Raw genomic sequence first — 20721 nt, forward strand, 5'->3', positions numbered from 1 at the left:
CGGAAAGTCTATGCAAGACCTTGCAGCAGAAGCTTCCGCCATACATCATCTTGCGCAAGCCGCACCGCCGCCCGTACGGCCTCCGGGCGGGGTGGCACCAGCGGGAGCCGTACCGAGGGGGTCGGGATGCGGCCCTGCGCGTGCAGCACCGCCTTGATCACCGTCGGGTTCGGCTCGGCGAAGAGCGCGGTGGAGAGCACGGCGAGGCGGTGCCCGAGCGACCGGGCCCGGACGGTCCCGCCGGACCGCCACGCCTCGGCAAGCTGCACGAACGCGGCCGTGCCGACGTGTGCCGAGGCCAGGATGCCGCCGTGCGCGCCGAGCGCCAGCAGCGGCGAGATCAGCGCGTCGTCGCCGCCCAGCACCGCGAAGTCGGGCGGCAGGTCGGCCAGCAACTCGACGGTGCCGCTGTCGATGTTCCCGACCGAGTACTTGATCCCGGCCACCCCGGGCAGCGCGGCCAGCCGCCGGATCGCGGCCGTGGAGAGGTGCTGACCGGTCCGGTACGGCACGTGGTAGACCACCAGCGGTACCGGACTGGCGGCGGCGAGCGCCGCGAAGTGCGCGAGTACCCCCGCCTCGCCGGGGCGGAGGAACGGAGGTACCACGCTGAGCGCGGCCACGACCTCGGCCCGGCCGGGCAGCGCCGCCACCGCCTCCACCGCGTTGGCGCCGACGATCAGCGGGGCGGACCGCTCCCGGCAGACCCGGGCGACGACGTCGACCACGGCCTGCCGCTCCCGCACGTTCAGCGACGCCGGCTCGGCCGTGGTACCCAGCGCCACCACGCCGGCCGCGCCGGCCTCCAGTACCTGGTGGGCCAGGGCTTCGAGCGCGCCGAGCGCCACCGCGCCGGTGGCGTCGAACGGGGTGATCAGCGGTACGTAGACACCGGTTAACCTCATGATCACAGCGTCCGACAGGCAGACCAGTAAGGTCCAGTGCACCTTTCTGAACAGAAGCGTAAGCTTTCCTGATGCTCGACGTACGTCGGCTCCGGCTGCTCTGCGACCTCGCCCGGCTCGGCACGATCGCGGCTGTGGCGCAGGCGCACACGTACACCCCGTCGGCGGTCTCCCAGCAACTGGCCGTACTGGAGCGGGAGGCGGGGGTACCGCTGCTGGAACGTACCGGGCGGCGGGTCACCCTCACCACGGCCGGCCAGGTGCTGGTCCGGCACGCCGAGACGGTCCTCACCGCCCTGGAGCAGACCACGGCAGCGCTCGCCGCGGTCGCCACCGGCCTGACCGGCCCGCTGCGGATCGGCGCCTTCCCCAGCGCCGTCCGTACGCTGCTCCCGGCGACCCTGGTCGCACTCGGGCACCAGCATCCCGGGCTCGAACTGCGGGTCACCGAACTGGACCCGGTCGCGGTACCGGCCGGGCTGCGCGAGCGCCGGCTCGACGTGGGCCTGCTGCACGACTACGACGTCGTACCCGTGGAGCCCGATCCGGGGCTGGACACGGTGCCACTGCTGGACGAGACGGTCTTCCTCGCGGTGCCCGACAGCGTCCCCGTTCCCGGTAGCGTCGCCGTGCCGGACAGCGTCCCGGAAGCCGCCGAACCGCTGCGGGAGGCCCGGGACGCCGCCTGGATCCTGGCCAGCCCCGGCACCCTGTGCCACACCGCGACCCTGCACGTCTGCCGGACCGCCGGTTTCACGCCCCGGGCCCGGCACCACGCCGACGACTTCGCCACCGTGCTGGCGCTGGTCGCCGCGGGGCAGGGCGTCTCGGTGATCCCCCAGCTCGCCGCCGCACAGCCACCGGTCGGGGTCCGGCTGCTACCGCTGGACACCCGGCGGCGGACCCGGATCGCATACCGGCGCGGTGCCGCCAGCCATCCGGCGACCGCCGCCTTCGTCTCCGCGATCCACGCCGCCACCAGCAGTTTCCTCGGCCGCTGACCCGAGGGCACTCGATATCCGGCGGCGCCGGGCGACCACGGCTCCTACCCTGGCCGAGTGCGAACACGGCGGACGAAGCTCGGGGCGCGGCGACGCAAGAAGCTCGGCAAGCGGCTCGCCGACGCGGTGCTCCGGGAGGACGTGCCGCAGGTCGTCGCGTTGCTGGCCGCCGGCGCCGATCCGGACGCGGCGACCCCGGACGGCAGCACTCCGCTCTACCGGGCCTCCGTGCAGGGTCTGGCCCCGGTCGTACGGCTGCTGCTGGCCGCCGGGGCGGCGCCGGACACCGAGAGCGGACACGGCGACGAGGGCACCCCGCTGACCGGTGCGGCGGCCTGGGGACACACCGAGGTGGTACGCGCACTGCTGGCGTACGGCGCCGACCCGGACCGTCGGGAGGACGCCGGCACCGGAGCCACCCCCCTGCACTGGGCGGTACGCGGCGGGCACCGGGAAGCCGTCGAACTGCTCCGGGCGGCTACCGGATCTCGCAGGCCCGACCGTTCACCGTGCAGCTGATCGGCTGCTCGCCGTCGCCCCAGCGGGCGAAGTGGAACCGCAGCGGATCGGAGCGTCCATTGGAGAGCGGTGTCCCGCTCCGGAAGATCCACCGCCCGTTGTCGCGATCCACCGACGGCCGGGGCGCACTCTCGACCCAGAACGCCCGCAGGTCGTGCACCTCGTTGCGGAACCGCAGCTCCACGGTCCAGGACTGTGCCGAGCCGGCGTCGTTGCGGACCAGCACCTCGGCGATGAACGAGTCCCGGTAGTCGGCGAGTACCCGATAGCGGCCGGTCAGCGGATCGGGCGGCTTCGGCGCGGCGGTGGTCGGCCGGGCCGGCGGTGGGGTGGTGGTGGTGCGCGGCGGCGCGGCCCGGGACGCCGCCGGCTTGTCGCCGCCGTTCGGCCGGGCCGAGGTCGGCGTCGGGGTACGGGGCCCGGCCGGCGGCGAACCGCCCGGGCTCGCCGGGTCGGTGTCGGAGGCCACCGGTGACGGGGTCGCGCCCGGGGCGAACGGCCAGGCGGTTTCGGGGGCGCCGGAGGTGCGCCGGTCGCGGGCGAGGTATCCGGTGGCGAAGACGAAGATCACGGTCATCACCAGGACGCCGGCCAGCACGACGATCCACGGCGCCGCCGCGAGCAACCGCGGCCGGGTCGGTTCGGGTGTGCTCACCGAGCCGGGATCCGCACCGAGATCTCGTTGCCGAGCCGCCGTCCGGCGGAGAGTTCGAGGTCGTCGCCGCTCCAGAACCGCCCCGGGTCGTACCAGTTCGGCCGTCGCCCGGCCGGGAGCAGCCCCATCGCCTGGTAGGTCGCCGCGACGACCTCGGCGCAGTAGGCCGTCTCCAAGGAACCTTTTTCGACCTCCCGTTGCGCCGCGTCGGAGCGCACGGTCGGACGCGGCGTGTGAGCGCCACGCGGTTCAGGTGGAGAAGGGTTCAGCGTGCGGTCGTTCGGTCGGCGCCGCATTGCGGGCGCCCGGCCACGCAGCCACCGCCAGCCGAGCTGGGCGGTGGACGGGAACGGCGTTCCGTCCAGGCGGGCGATGGTACGCAGCACCCCGTTCTCCATCTCGTCGTCTGCCGGCGGTTCGAGTTGCCGCAGCCAGGCGCGCTGGCCGTACCGGATTCCCCAGACCCGGACCGCGTCGCGCAGGTCGTGCAGCTGCACGCCCCGGTGGTGGCTGCCCGACCACATGTCGGGCAACGACCGGCCGAGTTCGGCGTGCCACATTAACGGCGGCAGGTCCTCGATGACCACGGACATTCCGACATGGTTCACCGGACTGTTCGTGGTGAACTGGATCGCCCGATCCGGCACGCTGCGCCCCCGGAAGACCCAGACGTCGCCGGTACGGGTCAACTCGACCGCCTCGTCGAGGCTGAGTTCGCTGCGCTCCTCGGCCATCGCTCCCACCTCGGTCCACCCGTCCGCCCCGGGCATGCCGACTACCCTAGGCGGATGCGCTGGTGGAAGGTAATCGGTGTGGCGAGCGTCGTCGGGGTGGCCGCCACCGGAGTGGTGCTGGCCCGGGCCGAGCGACGCCGCCGGGCGTACACCCCGGAACAGATCCGCGGCCGGCTGCGGGAACGGCACGCCGCGGCGGTCGGCGGTGCGACTTCCGACAACGGTCGACCGGCGGATGGGCCGGACGCCACCGAGCCTGCGGCTTAGCCGTACCCCCTGTCCCGGGATCCGGGCGGGCTTGCGTTTATAGCAAGACGGACGTACGGTTTTGTTGAGTCGAACGAACGTCGGTAAGGGTTACCTGAGCCGGGTGCCCAGGTAACAGGTAGGAAAGACTGCTCGGTACTACGCCCGGTCGCCCGCCGGTCGGGAGGCCGGCCGGACCCGCCCCCGAACACCGACGGCATGGGCCGGGACGAAGACAGCGTGAAGGAGTACGACGTGGCGAGCCTCGACACCTTCGGTGCGAAGAGCCAGCTGCGCGTCGCAGACGCGAGCTACGAGATTTTCAAGATCAGCACGGTACCCGGGCACGAGCGCCTGCCGTACAGCCTGAAGATCCTGCTGGAGAACCTGCTCCGCACCGAGGACGGCGCGAACATCACCGCCGAGCACATCCGGCAGCTCGGCGGCTGGGACCCGAGCGCCGACCCGAGCGTGGAGATCCAGTTCACCCCGGCCCGGGTGCTGATGCAGGACTTCACCGGCGTGCCCTGCGTGGTCGACCTGGCCACCATGCGGGAGGCGGTCCGCGAGCTGGGCGGCGACCCGACCAAGGTCAACCCGCTCGCACCGGCCGAGCTGGTGATCGACCACTCGGTGATCGCCGACCTCTTCGGCCGGCAGGACGCCTTCGTCCGCAACGTCGAGCTGGAGTACGGCCGCAACAGGGAGCGCTACCAGTTCCTCCGCTGGGGGCAGAACGCCTTCAACGAGTTCAAGGTCGTGCCGCCCGGCACCGGCATCGTGCACCAGGTCAACATCGAATACCTGGCCCGGACCATCATGGAGCGGGGCGACCAGGCATACCCGGACACCGTGGTCGGCACCGACTCGCACACCACCATGGTCAACGGGCTCGGCGTGCTCGGCTGGGGTGTCGGCGGCATCGAGGCCGAGGCGGCGATGCTCGGTCAGCCGGTCAGCATGCTCATCCCCCGGGTCGTCGGCTTCAAGCTGCACGGCGAGGCGCCGGCCGGTACCACCGCCACCGACCTGGTGCTGACCATCACCGAGATGCTCCGCAAGCACGGCGTGGTCGGCAAGTTCGTCGAGTTCTACGGCCCCGGCGTCAGCGCGGTGCCGCTGGCCAACCGGGCCACCATCGGCAACATGTCCCCGGAGTACGGCTCCACGGTGGCGATCTTCCCGATCGACGAGGAGACGGTCCGCTACCTGCGGCTCACCGGGCGCTCGGAGCAGCAGGTCGCGCTCGTCGAGGCGTACGCCAAGGAACAGGGCATGTGGCACGACCCGGCCGCCGAGCCCGACTACAGCGAGCGGCTCGAACTCGATCTTTCCACCATCGAGCCGTCGCTGGCCGGCCCGAAGCGCCCGCAGGACCGGGTGCCGCTGGGCAACGCCAAGACGTTGTTCCGGTCCGCGCTTATCGACTACGTCGGTGACGGCGGCAACGGCGCGCACGGCCACGCCGACGAGGCGAGCGAGGAGTCCTTCCCGGCCAGTGACCCGCCGGCCAACAACGTCAGCGACCCGGCCGACGCCCCGCGCGAGCTGGTCTCCGCCGCCACCGGGGCGAAGGGCCGGGCCAGCAGCCCGGTCCGGGTCACCGGCGACGACGGCGTCGAATACGAACTCGACCACGGCGCGGTGGTGATCGCCGCGATCACCTCCTGCACCAACACCTCCAACCCGCAGGTGATGATCGGCGCCGCGCTGCTGGCCCGGAACGCCGTCGACCGGGGACTGTCCCGCAAGCCGTGGGTGAAGACCACCCTGGCTCCGGGCTCCAAAGTGGTGATGGACTACTACGAGCGGGCCGGCCTCACCCCCTACCTGGAGAAGCTCGGCTTCCACCTGGTCGGCTACGGCTGCACCACCTGCATCGGCAACTCGGGCCCGCTGCCCGAGGAGGTCTCGGCGGCGGTCAACTCGCACGACCTGTCGGTGGTCTCGGTGCTGAGCGGCAACCGGAACTTCGAGGGCCGGATCAACCCGGACGTCAAGATGAACTACCTGGCGTCCCCGCCGCTGGTGGTGGCGTACGCGCTGGCCGGCACGATGGACATCGACCTGGCCAACGAGCCGATCGACACCGGCGCCGACGGAGCGCCGGTCTACCTGCGGGACATCTGGCCCAGCGCCGCCGAGATCGACGAGGTCATCGCGAACGCGCTGCGCAGCGAGATGTTCACCAAGGACTACGCCGACGTCTTCGCCGGAGACGAGCAGTGGCGCTCGCTGCCGACCCCGGAGGGCGACACCTTCGCCTGGGACGGCGAGTCGACGTACGTCCGCAAGCCCCCGTACTTCGAGGGCATGGAGCGGGAGCCGAGCACGGTCGAGGACATCTCCGGCGCCCGGGTACTGGCCAAGCTCGGTGACTCGGTCACCACCGACCACATCTCGCCGGCCGGCTCGATCAAGCCCGACTCCCCCGCCGGTCGCTATCTGGCGGACCACGGGGTGGCCCGGCACGAGTTCAACTCCTACGGGTCCCGGCGCGGCAACCACGAGGTGATGATCCGGGGCACCTTCGCCAACATCCGGCTGCGCAACCAGCTCGTGCCGGGCGTCGAGGGCGGGTTCACGGTCAACCACCTGACCGGCGAACAGACCTCGATCTACGACGCCTCGGAGGCGTACCAGGCGGCCGGCATCCCGCTGGTGATCCTGGCCGGTGCCGAGTACGGCTCCGGATCGTCCCGGGACTGGGCTGCCAAGGGCACCATGCTGCTCGGGGTACGGGCGGTGATCGCCCAGTCGTACGAGCGGATCCACCGGTCGAACCTGATCGGGATGGGCGTGCTGCCGTTGCAGTACCCGGCCGACACCGACGCGGCCTCGCTCGGGCTGACCGGCACCGAGACGTTCTCGATCAGCGGGGTGACCGCGCTGAACGAGGGCCAGATCCCGCGTACCGTCTGCGTCACCACCGACACCGGCGTCGAGTTCAACGCGGTGGTCCGGATCGACACCCCCGGTGAGGCCGACTACTACCGGCACGGCGGCATCCTGCGGTACGTGCTGCGCAAGATGCTGGCCGCCTGAGTTATCCGCCAGCTCCACGAGACCGGGCCGGTCACCCCGAGCGGGGGTGACCGGCCCGGCCCGTTTCCGCCGGGCTGAGCGCACGGAGTTGACCTCAATCGAGGTTGAGGGCACAGACTCGGCCCCGTCACGACGACGGGGAGGATGTCCGATGCGAGCTGCGGGTTTCACCGAGTACGGCGGTCCGGAGGTGCTCCGGATACTGGAGCTGCCCACACCGGTGCCCGGCCCCGGCCAGGTACGGATCCGGGTCAAGGCGGCCGGGGTGCAGCCGTACGACTGCGCGGTCCGGGCCGGTTGGACGCCGCCGGGGGTGACGGGCGGCCTGCCGAGGGTGCCCGGCAACGAGTTCGCCGGCATCGTCGACCAGCTCGGGCCGGACGTCACGAGTGTCGCGGTCGGTGCCGAGGTGCTGGGCTTCGGCCAGCTCAACTGCTACGCCGAATACCTGGTGATCCCGGCCGACCAGATCACCGCTAAGCCACCGACGATGCCCTGGGAGGTGGCCGGTGGCTTCACCGCCGGGGCACAGACCGCGCACATCGCCCTCGGCGAGTTGGGCATCACCCGTGGCGAGACGCTGCTGGTGCACGCCGCCGCCGGTTCGGTCGGCACGGTGGCGGTACAGCTCGCCGTGGCGGCCGGCGCGACGGTGCTCGGTACCGCCAGCCCGGCCAACCACGACTACCTGCGGTCGCTCGGCGCCACCCCGATGGCGTACGGGCCGGGCCTGGCCGACCGGGTCCGCGCGCTCGCGCCGGACGGGGTGGACGCGGCGCTGGACGGGGCCGGCGGGGACGCGCTGCGGGTCAGCCTGGAGCTGGTGCCGGACCGGCGGCGGATCCTCACCCTGGTGGAGCACGACCGGGCCGAGGAACTCGGCGTCCGGCTCAGCCGCAACCTCCGGTCGGCACCCCGGCTGGCCGGGCTCGTCGACCGCTACGCCCGGGGCGAGCTGCGGATCCACGTCCGCCGGACGCTGCCACTGGAACGCGCCGCCGAGGCACACCGCGAGGTGGAGACGGGACACGGCCGGGGCAAGCTGGTGCTCACCATCGACTGACCGGGCCGACCGGTAGGGTCGGTACGACGCGGGGGACGGCTCCGGACGGCTCCGGCCCGGAACGACTCCGGCCCCGCTCCGCCGCCGGACGAGCCGCGAGACGAGGGGCTTCGCCATGCAGCAGAGTTCGACCCGGGTGGGCCGGGTGCCGGCGCTGTTCGCGTCCGCGCTGGCGACGGATCCGGTCCGGCCGCTGCTCACCTACTACGACGACGCCACCGGGGAACGCACCGAACTCTCCGCCGAGGCGTTGGCCGAGTGGGTGGCCCGGACGGCGAACCTGCTGGTCCACGGATGCGGGCTGGGCATCGGCGCCCGGGCCGCGGTGCTGTTGCCGCCGCACTGGCAGACCGCCGCCGTACTGCTCGGCACCTGGTCGGCCGGGGTGTCGGTGAGCTTCCACGGCACCGCCACCGCCGGGCTGCCCCGGCTCGGCCCGGGCGTCGAGGAGCCGTTCGACGTCACGTACGCCGCGCTGGGCCGGATCGACGACTGGCTCGACCACGTACCCGAGGCGGAGCACCGGTTCGTGCTCGGGTACGCGCCGGACGCCGCCCCGCTGGCCGAACCGCCGACCGGCTACCGGGACTACCTCACCGAGGTACGCCGGCACGACGCCAACCTGCGGCCGTACGTGCCGCTCCGGCCGGACGACGCGGCCAGTGTGGACGGCACCAGCTACGCCGACTGGGGCCGGCTGGCCCGGGGAATGGCGGACGAGGTCTTCGACCTGCGCCCCGGCGACCGGCTGCTCGTCGACGCCGCCGAGCACGAGCACCCGGTGAAGTGGCTGCTGGCACCGCTGGCCGCCGGTGCCACGGTGGTGCTCTGCGCCAACCTCGACCCGGCCACCGTCGCGCGGCGTAGCCGGGCCGAACGGGTGACCCGGGTGCTCTGACCTCACCCGTCCCGCCCGGCAGCGTCAAGGGGTGGTGGAGGCGTCCGGCAGCAGGCTGGTGGCGCCGGGCACGTACGGGTCGAGCAGGTGGGTGGCGAGCACGATCCGCTGCCACCGGTTGACCGGTACCCCGCTCGACTCGGCCAGCCGCACCACCGTCCGCCAGTCCCGGGAGCAGCGGGCCCGGATCCGGTCGATCAGCGAGACCAGTTCGCCGGCAGCGGTACCCGGACCGGACCGTCGGCGCGCCTCGGCCGCGTCGGCCAACTCGCCGAGGGTCCGGTCCAGTTCGAGATCCACCTTCGGGGTGGCCGCCTCCAGCCGGTCGGCCAGGGCGAACGCCTCCGACCGACCGTCACCGGACGGGTCCGCCGACCCGGCCAGGGTACGCCGGTAGAGGCCGGCCCGGGTCTCGTGGTTGCAGAGCACGGCCAGCTCCCGGAGCAGGTCGGCCGGCTCGTCGGCGGCGTGCACCAGGTTGAGCTGGTAGTTGAAGCTGCCGACGTCGTAGCGGAGCTGCCCCGGCCGGCAGCGGACCGGGTCGGCCGGCCCCTTGGCGGTGGAGAGCACCAGCGAGGCCGGCTCGGTACGGCCGGGCAGGGCGAGCAGCAGGAGCAGGCACTCGGACGCCGTGACGTAGAGGTCGGCGGCGTCCCGCCGGTCCCGGCTGGCGGCGTTCAGCCCGTACTGCCACAGCGCCCGTACGCCGTGCCGGTCGATGGTCACCGTCGCCGCCCAGACGATGCCGAACCCGTACGCCAGCACCCAGCGCAACACCGAGCCGAGCCGGCGGCTGACCACGGCGTCCGGTTTCAGCAGCAGGAGTGCGTGGTCGTGACAGAACTCCTCGATCCGGCCACCACCGACGGCGAGCAGGTCTTCGAAACTCTCCCGGAAGTACGTGTCGACCGCGTAGAGGGACCGCTTCTGGGGAAGCGTCGACAGGAAGGCGGGGATCTGCTGGGCGCCGGGGGTGGCCATCTCGGGTCACTCACGCAGTTCCGCGGCTCGCCGTCCGACCTCTCCGGGGGTGAGCAGCTCACCGTCGAGCACCACGCCGACGAAGCCGTCCAGCGGGATGTGCTCGAAGACCGGCGCACCGAGGCGGGCGAAGACCGGCTCGGGGACCAGCTTCAGCGCGGTGGTGACGATCAGGGTGGGCAGCCGCTGCGCCAGCTCCCGGGTACCCCGGATGTTGAGCACGGTGTCCGGCCCGATCGCGTCGGCGCCGGCCAGCGCGACCGCCGGCTCACCGACCCGCAGCGACTCCGGCAACTGGGCCAGGATCTGATTGACGATGGAGCTGCTCGGCGCGGAGGTGACCGGGACGCCCTGCTCGCCGACCCAGGTCACCGCCGCCTTCACGGTGTTCTCCACCGCGTGGTCCAGCTCGGCCCGGATCCGGCGGAGCGCCTCGGCCGGCTCGGCGGAGCGTACCGCGTTGGCGATGTGCCACATCGGTGCGTAGCCGGGCAGCCGGGCGGTCAGGAACTCCGTCGCGTCGGCCGCCGCGGCGGGATCGTCGATCAGGTCGAGCAGACCCTGGATCACCAGCCTGGCCACTCCGGTGGCCCCGGCCGTGGTGACCGTGACAGCCTCGCGAAGCGGTGTCGGCAACGTAGCTTGGTCCATGATGTTCGGGCTCTTTCCGTTCCGGGTCTGGTCCCCTGAGGACAGGACTACCTTCCCGGCATCGAGAATGCCCGATCTGCGGGCTTCCCGGCACCGAGTTTGGTAGTTCATATCAAACAGACACCCCGGTTGGAGCCGATTGACCAAATAGCAGCGGCCGTCACCGACCGGCGACAGGCAGTGCCCCTGCCTTGATGCACCGGCGGCAGCGGACGGTCGGGACCCACCTCCCGACCGTCCGCCCCGGCTGGCCACGGACTGACCGGTCAGCCAACGGACCGGTCAGCCTGGGGATCGGGTCAGCCGGTGATCCTGCCGGTGCCGGCTCCGGACCGGACCGAGGCCGGCACCCCGGCCGCCGGGTCGAGCTGGTACGCGTAGTACGTCCGCGGCTCCACCACCGAACCCGCCGTCTCCGGTACGCCGGAGTTCACGAAGATGTTGTTCCGCTGTACCGCCCGGCCGGGTCCACTGTCGGCATAGCCGCTGGCCGAGTAGAGCGGGTACGGCACGTTCTCGAAGTAGTTCCCCTCGACCAGTACCCCGGCGTTCTCGGTGGAGGCGACGGCGTACAGCTCGTTGCCGAGGAAGTAGTTGTTGTAGACGTGCACCGGCTCGCCGAACCGGACCCGGGGGTGCCGCTGCCGGCTGTTGTCGAAGAAGTTGTGGTGGATGCTGACCTTGAGGTGCCCGACGTCGGTCGAGGCGGCCCCGTCTGAGTGGCTGATCAGCATGCTCTTGTCGGCGTGGTCGAAGTGGTTCCAGGAGACCGTCACGTAGTCGGCGCCCCGGACGATGTCGACCGAGCCGTCCACCGCGCCGGTGAACCGGTTGTGGTCGATCCAGATGTGGTGCGACTGCTGCCCCACGTTGACCGCGTCGTCCTCGGCGTTGGTGAAGTTGAGGTTCTGGACGATCACGTTGTACGACCGGTAGAAGTCCAGCCCGCCGCCGTCGATCGTGGCGTTGGACCCCACGCCGATGATCGTCTTGTTCGGCCGTACCCCCTGCTTGCTGGTGATCCGGATGGTCCCCTGTACCCGGATCACCAGCGGCCCGACCGTGTCGATGTACTCCAGGAAGTCGTCCGAGGTGGTGGCGGTGACCACCGGTCCGCCGACCCCGCCGGTGGTGCCGTTCTGGCCGAGCGCGTTCAGGCTGGCGAAGCCGTCCGCTTGGCCGGCCGGCACCAGCACGGTGGGGCCGGCGATGCCGGGCGTCGCGGAGGTCGGGGGCGGACCGGGCGGTGCGGCCTCGACCGTGACCTCGTGAGCGGTGTCGGTGGAGAGGGCGGCCTGCGCGGCGCCGCCGCCGTGGTTGAGGGCGGCAGCCAGCGCGACGGCGAGCCCGAGGGCGGCGCGGCGTCGCCAACGGCGGTCGCCCGGGACGGGTACCCCGGCTCTGGTGCGTGGTGGAGTCACGGGTCTTCTGCCTTTCCGGTGGTGGCGGGGATGCGCGGGCGTGGTGTGCCGGCTTGTGCGGAGCGGGCTCGGCCGGCGCAGCGGGAGGCGCGCGGGGCAGCGGGCAGCGCCACCGGGCGGCCTTGGGACGGGTATGCCGGCCGGACGGGAGTCTCTGCACTTCGGGGAAGCGGGAAGGGTCGGGACGGTGTTTCGAGAAGACTGGAAAGCGCTTTCCTAACGTCACGATAGGAACCGGAGGGAACTATGTCAATGAATGTGTCCCGCCCCGGCAAGGCGACGCCCCGACGCGGGCCGCCCACCACCCGCTGCGGATGGTGGGCGGCACGTTCGACGCTGTGCCAGGATCTTGGGCATGGACGACAGGACGATTCTGAGCCGGATCTCCGACCTGGTCGACGAGGAACACCGGCTCCGCAACCACGCCCAGCAGGTCGAGAACTCGACCGACGAGGACCGGACCCGGCTGCGCGAGCTGGAGGAGTCGCTCGACCAGTGCTGGGACCTGCTCCGCCGGCGCCGGGCCGCCCGGCAGGCCGGCACCGACCCGGACAGCACCGGAGCGCGCAGCGTGAACGAGGTCGAGAAGTACCTCCAGTGAACCGCTAGCCCAGACCTGCCTCCCGGAGCAGCCGCTCGGTCAGTACGCCCGGGTCGACCAGTTCGCCGGGGAGTCCCCGCGCCGCGAACCAGGCGGCCACCACCCGTACGTCCCGGGCCAGGAACTCCCGTCCGCTCGGGTTGGCGATCACGTCCACCACCTGCGGCAGGTCGATCAGCACCAGCCGGTCCCCGTCGACCAGCAGGTTGTACGGCGACAGGTCACCGTGCGCCAACCCGGCCCGGGCCAGTACGACCAGCGCGTCGACGAGCTGGTCCCAGAGCCGGCGCAACAGCACCGGGTCGGGCCGGAGTTGGGCCAGTCGGGGCGCCGCCTGCCCCTGCACCGGATCGCCGACGAATTCGAGCATCAGCTCCGTCCCGATCAACTGCACCGGGTACGGCACGGCGATGCTGCCCAGTTCCCGCCCCACCTGCCAGAGCCGGGTCAGCGCGGCGAACTCGGCGGCGGCCCACTGACCGGCGATCATCTGCCGGCCGAACGCGGTACGCCCCTCCATCGCCCGGTTCTCCCGGGACCGGCGTACCCGCCGCCCCTCCAGATAGCCGGCGTCCCGGTGGAAGAGCCGATGCTCCGGCTCGCGGTAGCGCTTGGCGGCGAGCAGGCAGCTCCGGTCGCTGGCCGGCATTGCCCGGCGGACCAGGTGTACGTCCGCCTCCTTGCCGGTCTTCAGCACACCCAGCTCGGTGTCGACGGCGGCCAATTCGGTGACGAGCCAGTCGGGGTGCGGCTCCGGCCCGTGCACCGCCTGGTCCCAGGTCGACCAGCGGTCACCGACGTCCGGGACGTCAGTGTCGGCGTTGGTGTCGAACGCGGCCGTGGTGGCGTGCCGGTTCCGTTTCAGAAAGCGCGGCTCGTCGTCGTCGAACCGGCGGGTGGTACGACCGCCACGGGAGCGGGCCGAACCGGAATAGTCGTCATAATCGCGTGGCACTGGAGGAATCCTCTGGTCGAGTCGGAAGAAGACAGGCGAGAGCGCAGCACAACGACAGCCACGGTTACCCCTCCTTCCACTCGGCCGGGCGGTGCCCGGGATGCGATACGACCCGGAGAGACCAGGCAGGGTCCTCCGACGCGCAATGCTCGCCGGTCTGGAAAGCGACCGTCAACCGAATTACCGCCGAACCGGAAAGGCGCCGGGGCGGGGCAGGACCAAACACCGGGACCGGACCAAACGCCGGGACAGGGCCAAACGCCGGGACAGGGCCAAACAACCGGGGCGGGACAGGATCAGCCGCTGGGGCGGGGCAGGGATCAGGGGCCGGAGCGGGAGTGCGGGGCGGGGCGGTCGGGTTCAGGCGGCCAGCACCGTGGCGACGGCGGCGATCAGCCCGTCCACGGTCTTCGTCGGGGCGTACCGGCGCTCCATCCAGCGGCGGCCCCGGTGCAGCCAGACGCTGGGCAGCCCGACTGCGGCGGCCCCGCCGATGTCGGCCTCCGGGCTGTCCCCGACCATCCAGGCACCACGCAGCCGCATCCGGACCCGTTCGGCGGCGAGCGCGAAGATCCGGGGGTTCGGCTTGCTGACCCCGACCTCCTCGGAGATCACCCAGTCCGCCAGATAGCGGTCCAGGCCGGTACGCCTGATCTTCATCTCCTGTAGCCGCTCGGTGCCGTTGGTGACCGCCACCGGTACCCAGCCGGCGTCGTCGGCGATCCGCAACGCGCAGGCGATCAACGGATCGAGCCGGGTGTATTCCACGACTCCCTCGTGCAACGCCTCGACCAGGTCGATGGAGGGAATCCGGAGGCGGTAGCGGTCGCGAATCGCGTCGGCCACGTCCCAGCGGTTGGTCAGGCCGTCGGCATCCACCGAGAGCAGCCAGTCGACGTCGCTCTCGGGTGCTCCGATCTCGTCCAGGAACCCCTGCGCCCAGGTCCGGAACGGGCCCGCCCGGTCGAGCAGAGTGTTGTCCAGATCGAGGAGCAACAGCGGCACTTGCGCACAGTACGGGACGCAGCCGGTCGGACAACAGTCCCAGCATGTAAACAACCCGGGTTGGCCAGACTGACAACAGGCGCTCAACCGGTCAACAGCGTCCGTACCCCGCCCTGTCCCGGAAGCCGGTCGGCGAGCATCCGGTGCGCGTCGCGTACCCGATGCAGTTCGGTCGGGTCGAACCGGGCGACGACGACGGCCTCGCCGGAGTCCACGGCCCGGCGCATGACCCGGCCCTCGGGATCGTAGATCGCCGCGCCGCCGTTGAACCGCCAGGGCGGCGCGCCACCGACCGCGTTGGCGAAGACCACGTACATGGTGTTGTCCAGCGCGCGAGCCCGGTAGTAGAGGTCACGCCGGTGCTCGGAGCCGACCAGGTAACCGCTCGGGCAGAGGTAGCCGTGCGCCCCGTCGGCCGCCGCCGCCCGGCCGTGCTCGGGGAAACAGCCGTCGTAGCAGACACCGAGACCGAGCCGCCAACCGTCGACCAGCAGGGTCGCGCCGCGCCGCCCAGGTGTGAACAGCGCGTTCTCGTCCGGGCCCCAGAGGTGCTGTTTGGCGTATCCGGCGCCGACCCGGCCCGCGCCGTCCACCACCAGCGCCGAGCAGGTCCGCCGGCCGTCCGGGTGCCGGACCGCCGCGCCGACCACTACCACCACCCGGTGGTCCCGGGCGACCGCCCGCAGCGGGTCGAGCCGGGAGTCCGCCACCTCGCCGTCGTCGTCGGCGGCGACGTCGGTAGCGGCCGGATCGCCGGCCAGGCTCGGCGGGTGGTAGGCCGGCAGGAACAGCTCCGGAAGCACGACGACCCGGGCGTCGTCGGCGGCGGCCCGCGCCACCAGCCGGGCGGCCGAGCCGGCGTTCCCGGCCACGTTCCCGGGTTCCGGTTCGGCCTGGACCGCGGCGACCGGCAGTGCGGCGGCCGGCGGGGCGATGGTGGTCTGCGTCACGGCCGCGATGATAACCGGCCGGCGATCCGGCGCCGATCTTGCGAACCCGCCGTCGGAGAGGAAAATCGGCCCGTGCCCGACGCCTTCTACCTGCCCACCGACGACCCCGAGCGGTACGTCGCCACCCCGGCCACCGAGGGACCGTGGAGCAGCGGCCTGCAACACGGCGGACCGCCGAGCGCGCTGCTGACCCGAGCCGTGGAACGGTTACCCAGCTCGCTGGACGGGCCGGCCCAGGTCACCCGGCTGACGGTGGAGTTCCTCGGCGGGGTACCGGTGGCCGAGGTCGCCGTCCGGGCCACCGTGGCCCGGCCCGGACGCTCCGTCGAACTGGTCGAGGCCGAACTGCACGCCGCCGGGCGGGTGGTGCTGCGGGCCCGGGTATGGCGGATCCGGCGTACCCCGGTCGAGCTGCCCGCCGAGGTGGTCACCGCCCCGGCACCACCACCGTCCCGGCCGGCGGAGCCCTCCCGGTTCACCGAGCCGCGCTGGCAGACCGGCTACCTGCGGGCGGTCGACTGGCGGTTCGTCGACGGCCACTTCGAGCGCCCCGGCCCGGCCTCGGTCTGGGCCCGGCAACGGATTCCGCTGGTCGCCGGTGAGGAGCCGAGCCCGCTGCAACGGGTCACCCTGCTCGCCGACTCCGGCAACGGACTGAGCCGGCTGCTGGACATCGCGCACTGGTGGTTCATCAACACCGAACTGACCGTGCACCTGCACCGGCAGCCGGTCGACGAGTGGCTGCACGTACGGGCCGGCACGACGCTGGACGAACACGGGTCCGGGCTGGCCAGCACCGTGCTCTCCGACGCCACCGGTCCGCTGGGCCGGGGCGCCCAGGCTCTGATGGTCGGCCGCCGGGCCGGCTGACCCGCGCGCCGGACCGGCACCAATCCAAGACGTACGTACGGATTGCATACCGGGTCCCCGCCTGGCACGATCGGGTGGTGCCCAGGGTAAGTCAGGACCAGCTCGACGCCCGCCGTCAGGAGATCCTCGGCGCGGCACGGGCCTGCTTCGCCCGACACGGCTACGAGGGCGCCACCGTGCGCCGGCTCGAAGAGGCGACCGGGCTCTCCCGGGGAGCGATCTTCCACCACTTCCGGGACAAGGACTCGCTCTTCCTCGCGGTCGCCGAGGACGACGCCGCCGCCATGGTCGCCACGGTCGCCCGCAACGGTCTGGTGCAGGTCATGCGGGACCTGCTGGCCGGTGCCACCTCGCCGGACACCACCGGCTGGCTGGGCAGCCAACTCGAGGTGTCCCGGCGACTGCGCACCGACCCGGAGTTCGCGAAGCGCTGGGCGGAACGCTCGGCGAGTCTCGCCGAGGCCACCCGGGAGCGGCTGGCCCGGCAGCGGGACGCCGGGGTACTCCGCGACGACGTACCCATCGAGACGCTGGCCCGGTTCCTGGAGCTGGCCTACGACGGCCTGGTGCTGCAACTGGCGATGGCCCGGCCGGCGGGCGACCTCGGTCCGGTACTGGACCTGGTCGAGGAGGCGGTCCGCCGACCGGGCCGCTGAGCACGCCCACTCCGGCCAACACTGCTCGCCCCTTGTAGCTCTGCTCGCTCCTTCTGGCACTGATCGCGTCTCCGGCGGCGCTGCTGCCCCGGACAGCACTGCTCGCCCCTTGCGGCCCTGCTCGCCCCTTGCGGCGCCGCTCGGCACGCGGCAGGTTTGCCGAACCGCGATCGGGCGGGCTGGCGTAGCCGATCCACAATGGTGGCAGTCCCGACCCACGTACGCCTGGAGTGACCCGATGGACGTGCTGCCGGTGCAAGCCGAGACCTGGGGCGTACCCGGGCCGGTCTTCCTGACCATCTACCTCACGATCGCCGGACTGGTCCTGCTCGGCACCCTGGTCCACCGGCTGGTCGGGTTCGCCGGGCACCGCCCGCCCGGGGCCGAGCGGCTGCACCCGATCCAGCTCGCCTGGCTGTCCGGCGGTGACCGGCTGTCCGTGTACGCCACGCTCGGCGGGCTGCGCGCCGCCGGGGCGGTCGGCACCACACCGCAGCGCCGGCTGGTGCAGGCCGGGCCGTTGCCGGTCCAGGCCACGCCGCTCGACGCCGCCGTCCACCAGGCGGCCGGCCAGGGCGTACGCGGGCGAAAGCTCGGCGACGATCCACGGGTCCGCACCGCGCTCGCCGACCTGCGGGCCGAGCTGGTCCGGAACGGACTGGCGCTGCCCCGGTCGGCCCGGCCGGTCGCCCGGATCGGGCCGGTACTGCTGCTCGGGCTGCTGGCGGTCGGCCTGGCCCGGCTGATCGCCGGTCTGGTCGGCGGTCAGCCGGTCGGCTACCTCGGGCTGAGCCTGCTGGTGCTGGCGCCCACCAGCGTGGTGCTGCTCTGCGTGGTCCCCCACCGGACCCGGGCGGCGAACGCACTCCTGCGCGACCTGCGCCGGCAGCACCAGCACCTCGCGCCCCGGCACTCGCCCGCCTACGCCACCTACGGGGCGGCCGGTGCGGCGCTGGGGATCGCCCTCTTCGGCACGGCCGCGCTGGTCCAGTTCGACCCGGCGTTCGCGGTCGAGGCGGAGGTGCAGCGCGCGGTGAGCACACCGGCAGTGGGCGGCAGCGGCGGATCCGGCGGCGGGGACAGCTCCGGTGGCGGCGACGGTTCGGGCGGCAGTGGCTGCGGTGGTGGTGGCGGGTGCGGTGGGTGCGGCGGGTGCGGCGGATGACGACCGGGGATGGTGTGCGGGCGCCGGAGGTTGGAGACGGTGTGCCGGTGCCGGCCTCCGGTGTGCCGGTGCCGGCCGGTGTGCGGACACCGGAGGCCGGATACGGCGTGGGGATCGGCTGGCGGCCCGAGATCGCCGGCTTCGTCGCGGACCTGCCCGGCCTGCGCTTCGTCGAGGTGATCGCCGAGTCGATACCCGCTGCCGGGCCACCGCCGGGCCTCGCCGAACTGCGTGAACGCGGCGTGACCGTGATACCGCACGGGGTGCGGCTCTCCCTCGGCGGCGCCGACCCGGTCGAGCCTGCTCGGGTACGCCAGTTCGCCCGGGCCGCCGAACTGCTGGACGCGCCGCTGGCCAGTGAGCACATCGCCTTCGTCCGGGCCGGCGGGATCGAGGCGGGGCACCTGCTGCCGTTGCCGCGTACCCGGGAGGCGGTCGACGCGGTGGTCGGGAACGTCGCCCGGGTACGGGCCGAACTCTCCGTCCCACTCGCCCTGGAGCCGATCGCCGCCATCTTCGACTGGCCGGACGACGAACTGGACGAGGCGGACTTCCTCACCGAGATCCTCGACCGTACCGGCGCGCTGCTGCTGCTGGACATCGCCAACGTCTACGCCAACGCCCGCAACCGGGGTGCCGATCCGCTCGACCTGCTCGACCGGCTGCCGCTGGAGCGGGTCGGCTACGTACACGTCGCGGGCGGTGCGGCCAGCGACGGGATCTACCACGACACGCACACCGACCCGGTCCCGCCGGAGGTACTCGACCTGGTCGCCGAACTCTCCGCCCGGCACCGGCCGCCAGCGCTGCTGCTGGAGCGCGACGGACACTATCCACCGGCCGCCACCCTGCGCGCCGAACTCGACGCCATCGCCGCCGCCTCCGGCTATCCGAGGGTGACCTGAGATGTCGAACACGATCGCCGCCGCCTCCGGTCATCCGGAGATGAGCGACACGATCGCCTTCCGCCTCCGGCTATCCGCAGGTGACCGGAGATGACTGACCCGATCACCGCCCGCCTCCGGTTGCCCGGCGGTGACCGCAGATGACCGACGAGACCCGGCCTGCGGACCGACCACGATCACGGAACGACCGGAGCAGTCGGGCCGGAGCGGCCGGGACGCTGGCCGACCGGCAGGCCGCGCTGGTAGCCGCCCTGGTGGCCGGGGCGCCGCTGCCACCGGGCTTCGACGCCCGGCTGGTCGGGGTGGCCCGGTCGGCGCTGCTGCACAAGCGGGCCGGCGAGGTCGCCCGGCACTGGCCGCTGCTCGCCGCAGGGCACGGCCGGAGCTGGCGGGCCGTCTTCGCGGCCTGGGCGGCCGAGCGCCCGACCTCGGGCTCGGTCCGGGACGGCTGGGACCTGGCCCGGCACCTGGCCGCCGAGGAGGCGCTGCCGGCGCCCGCCGCCGAGGAACTCGCCGTCCGGGAGGCCGGCTGGCGGTACGACGGCCACACGCCCCCGCGCCGACGCCGGCTGCCGGCACTGCGCCGGGCCGGAAACGTGCTGGTGGTGCAGTTCGCCGGCCGGGTACGCATCTGGACCGCGCCCGGCTCCACCAACCCGAAGATCGACTCGGCGTCGCCCGGGTCATAGGATCCCGCTATGGATCTCGGACTCGCGGACCGGGTGTACGTGCTGACCGGCGCATCGAAGGGACTCGGCTTCGCCACCGCACGCGCCCTGGTGGCCGACGGCGCCCGGGTGGTGATCTCGGCCCGGGATCCCGACCAGGTGGCCACGGCGGCAGAACGACTCGGCCCGGACGACCGGGTGGTCGGGGTCACCGCCGACCTGGCCAGCCCGGACACCGCGACCCGGTTGGTCGACACCGCCCTGGAGCGGTTCGGCGGGCTCGACGGTGGGCTGGTCTCGGTCGGCGGACCGCCGCCGGGCAGCGCCGCCCAGGCCACCGACGCGCAGTGGCGGGACTCCTTCGAGACCATCTTCCTCGGCACGGTCCGGGCCGCCCGGACGATCGCGGCGGCACTGCCGGTCGGCGGCGCGCTCGGCCTGGTGCTCTCCAACTCGGTCCGGGCACCGATTCCGGGGCTCGGCATCTCGAACGGGCTGCGGCCGGGGCTGGCCGGGGTGGCCAAGGACATGGCCGACGAGTACGGTCCGCGCGGCGTACGCGTACTCAGCCTGTTGCCGGGCCGGATTCTCACCGACCGTAACCGGGAACTCTTCGCCGCCAGCGGGGACCCGGAGCGAGCCCGGGCCGACGCGGAGGCGGCGATACCGCTGCGCCGGATCGGCGACCCGGACGAGTTCGGCCGGGTGGCCGCGTTCGTGCTCTCCCCCGCCGCCAGCTACCTGACCGGGGTCACCATCCCGGTCGACGGCGGCGCACTGCGGAGCCTCTGAGCTGCCTCCGGCCGGCCACCGGCTCCCGCCAGCCG

Annotated in this window: 22 protein-coding genes; 13 read left to right on the forward strand and 9 right to left on the reverse strand. The window is 72.7% G+C overall.

The genetic code is table 11. The features are described 5' to 3' along the window. Positions 1-8 precede the first annotated feature (8 nt). Positions 9-905, reverse strand: coding sequence for a dihydrodipicolinate synthase family protein (locus tag Pma05_RS37935; protein WP_203862365.1), 897 nt, complete (start codon positions 903-905; stop codon positions 9-11). A gap of 71 nt (positions 906-976) precedes the next feature. Between Pma05_RS37935 and Pma05_RS37940 the strand changes: the two genes are divergently transcribed. Continuing rightward, positions 977-1906, forward strand: a complete 930-nt coding sequence (locus Pma05_RS37940) for a LysR family transcriptional regulator (RefSeq protein WP_203862366.1) — start codon at positions 977-979, stop codon at positions 1904-1906. 57 nt (positions 1907-1963) lie between these two features. Beyond that, positions 1964-2425 carry an ankyrin repeat domain-containing protein gene (locus Pma05_RS37945; RefSeq protein ID WP_203862367.1) on the forward strand — a complete coding sequence of 154 codons (462 nt, stop codon included), beginning with the start codon at positions 1964-1966 and terminating at the stop codon, positions 2423-2425. Here Pma05_RS37945 and Pma05_RS37950 read toward each other — a convergent pair. Both Pma05_RS37950 and Pma05_RS37955 read right to left on the reverse strand, forming a co-directional pair. Beyond that, positions 2385-3080, reverse strand: a complete 696-nt coding sequence (locus Pma05_RS37950) for a hypothetical protein (RefSeq protein WP_203862368.1) — start codon at positions 3078-3080, stop codon at positions 2385-2387. The genes Pma05_RS37945 and Pma05_RS37950 overlap by 41 nt on opposite strands. Further along, a complete protein-coding gene (locus tag Pma05_RS37955; RefSeq protein ID WP_239313980.1) occupies positions 3077-3850 on the reverse strand; it encodes a hypothetical protein in 774 nt (257 codons plus the stop codon). Before Pma05_RS37955 ends, Pma05_RS37950 begins: the two co-directional genes overlap by 4 nt. Before the next feature lie 18 nt (positions 3851-3868). Between Pma05_RS37955 and Pma05_RS37960 the strand changes: the two genes are divergently transcribed. From Pma05_RS37960 to Pma05_RS37975, 4 genes are all read left to right on the forward strand, one after another. Then, positions 3869-4081, forward strand: a complete 213-nt coding sequence (locus Pma05_RS37960) for a hypothetical protein (RefSeq protein ID WP_203862369.1) — start codon at positions 3869-3871, stop codon at positions 4079-4081. 198 nt (positions 4082-4279) lie between these two features. After that, positions 4280-7105, forward strand: a complete 2826-nt coding sequence (locus Pma05_RS37965; RefSeq protein ID WP_203862370.1) for an aconitate hydratase — start codon at positions 4280-4282, stop codon at positions 7103-7105. Between the two features lie 151 nt (positions 7106-7256). Next, complete coding sequence (locus Pma05_RS37970; RefSeq protein ID WP_203862371.1) at positions 7257-8168, forward strand: NADP-dependent oxidoreductase; 912 nt, start codon at positions 7257-7259, stop codon at positions 8166-8168. Between the two features lie 115 nt (positions 8169-8283). Next, on the forward strand, positions 8284-9066 hold the full coding sequence (locus Pma05_RS37975; RefSeq protein ID WP_203862372.1) for a TIGR03089 family protein: 783 nt from the start codon (positions 8284-8286) through the stop codon (positions 9064-9066). Positions 9067-9090: 24 nt separating this feature from the next. Here the strand turns inward: Pma05_RS37975 and Pma05_RS37980 are convergent, their stop codons facing one another. The 3 genes from Pma05_RS37980 to Pma05_RS37990 form a co-directional block, all read right to left on the reverse strand. Continuing rightward, positions 9091-10047, reverse strand: a complete 957-nt coding sequence (locus Pma05_RS37980; protein WP_203862373.1) for a nucleoside-diphosphate kinase — start codon at positions 10045-10047, stop codon at positions 9091-9093. A 6-nt stretch (positions 10048-10053) separates the two neighbouring features. Beyond that, positions 10054-10698, reverse strand: a complete 645-nt coding sequence (locus tag Pma05_RS37985; RefSeq protein WP_203862374.1) for a hypothetical protein — start codon at positions 10696-10698, stop codon at positions 10054-10056. Positions 10699-10997: 299 nt separating this feature from the next. Next, positions 10998-12119: a pectate lyase family protein gene (locus Pma05_RS37990; protein WP_239313983.1), complete on the reverse strand. Its 1122-nt coding sequence runs from the start codon at positions 12117-12119 to the stop codon at positions 10998-11000. A gap of 355 nt (positions 12120-12474) precedes the next feature. Between Pma05_RS37990 and Pma05_RS37995 the strand changes: the two genes are divergently transcribed. Further along, positions 12475-12720 (forward strand): DUF2630 family protein, encoded by a 246-nt coding sequence (locus tag Pma05_RS37995; RefSeq protein WP_203862375.1) that lies wholly within the window; start codon positions 12475-12477, stop codon positions 12718-12720. A 4-nt stretch (positions 12721-12724) separates the two neighbouring features. Here the strand turns inward: Pma05_RS37995 and Pma05_RS38000 are convergent, their stop codons facing one another. The 3 genes from Pma05_RS38000 to Pma05_RS38010 all read right to left on the reverse strand — a co-directional run bounded on the left by Pma05_RS38000 (position 12725) and on the right by Pma05_RS38010 (position 15630). Then, positions 12725-13675 (reverse strand): serine protein kinase RIO, encoded by a 951-nt coding sequence (locus Pma05_RS38000; protein WP_203862376.1) that lies wholly within the window; start codon positions 13673-13675, stop codon positions 12725-12727. A 360-nt stretch (positions 13676-14035) separates the two neighbouring features. Continuing rightward, entirely contained in the window at positions 14036-14680 is a 645-nt protein-coding gene (locus Pma05_RS38005) for an HAD family hydrolase (protein WP_203862377.1), read from the reverse strand. Positions 14681-14763: 83 nt separating this feature from the next. Continuing rightward, a complete protein-coding gene (locus Pma05_RS38010; RefSeq protein ID WP_239313986.1) occupies positions 14764-15630 on the reverse strand; it encodes a carbon-nitrogen hydrolase family protein in 867 nt (288 codons plus the stop codon). Positions 15631-15702: 72 nt separating this feature from the next. Here Pma05_RS38010 and Pma05_RS38015 point away from each other — a divergent pair, with 72 nt between their 5' ends. The 6 genes from Pma05_RS38015 to Pma05_RS38040 all read left to right on the forward strand — a co-directional run bounded on the left by Pma05_RS38015 (position 15703) and on the right by Pma05_RS38040 (position 20686). Beyond that, positions 15703-16500: a thioesterase family protein gene (locus tag Pma05_RS38015; protein ID WP_203862378.1), complete on the forward strand. Its 798-nt coding sequence runs from the start codon at positions 15703-15705 to the stop codon at positions 16498-16500. A 77-nt stretch (positions 16501-16577) separates the two neighbouring features. Next, on the forward strand, positions 16578-17156 hold the full coding sequence (locus tag Pma05_RS38020; RefSeq protein WP_203862379.1) for a TetR/AcrR family transcriptional regulator: 579 nt from the start codon (positions 16578-16580) through the stop codon (positions 17154-17156). Positions 17157-17394: 238 nt separating this feature from the next. Next, the gene (locus Pma05_RS38025; RefSeq protein WP_203862380.1) at positions 17395-18321 is read left to right on the forward strand and encodes a TIGR04222 domain-containing membrane protein; all 927 of its coding nucleotides are present in this window, start codon (positions 17395-17397) and stop codon (positions 18319-18321) included. Continuing rightward, positions 18318-19226, forward strand: coding sequence for an MbnB/TglH/ChrH family RiPP precursor modification enzyme (locus tag Pma05_RS38030; protein ID WP_203862381.1), 909 nt, complete (start codon positions 18318-18320; stop codon positions 19224-19226). Before Pma05_RS38025 ends, Pma05_RS38030 begins: the two co-directional genes overlap by 4 nt. A gap of 140 nt (positions 19227-19366) precedes the next feature. Then, the gene (locus Pma05_RS38035) at positions 19367-19915 is read left to right on the forward strand and encodes an SCO6045 C-terminal-like domain-containing protein (RefSeq protein WP_239313989.1); all 549 of its coding nucleotides are present in this window, start codon (positions 19367-19369) and stop codon (positions 19913-19915) included. A gap of 9 nt (positions 19916-19924) precedes the next feature. Further along, positions 19925-20686 carry an SDR family oxidoreductase gene (locus Pma05_RS38040; protein WP_203862382.1) on the forward strand — a complete coding sequence of 254 codons (762 nt, stop codon included), beginning with the start codon at positions 19925-19927 and terminating at the stop codon, positions 20684-20686. The last annotated feature ends 35 nt before the right edge of the window (positions 20687-20721 follow it).

Origin of the sequence: Plantactinospora mayteni, from assembly GCF_016862935.1 — a bacterium.
Lineage (GTDB): Bacteria > Actinomycetota > Actinomycetes > Mycobacteriales > Micromonosporaceae > Plantactinospora > Plantactinospora mayteni.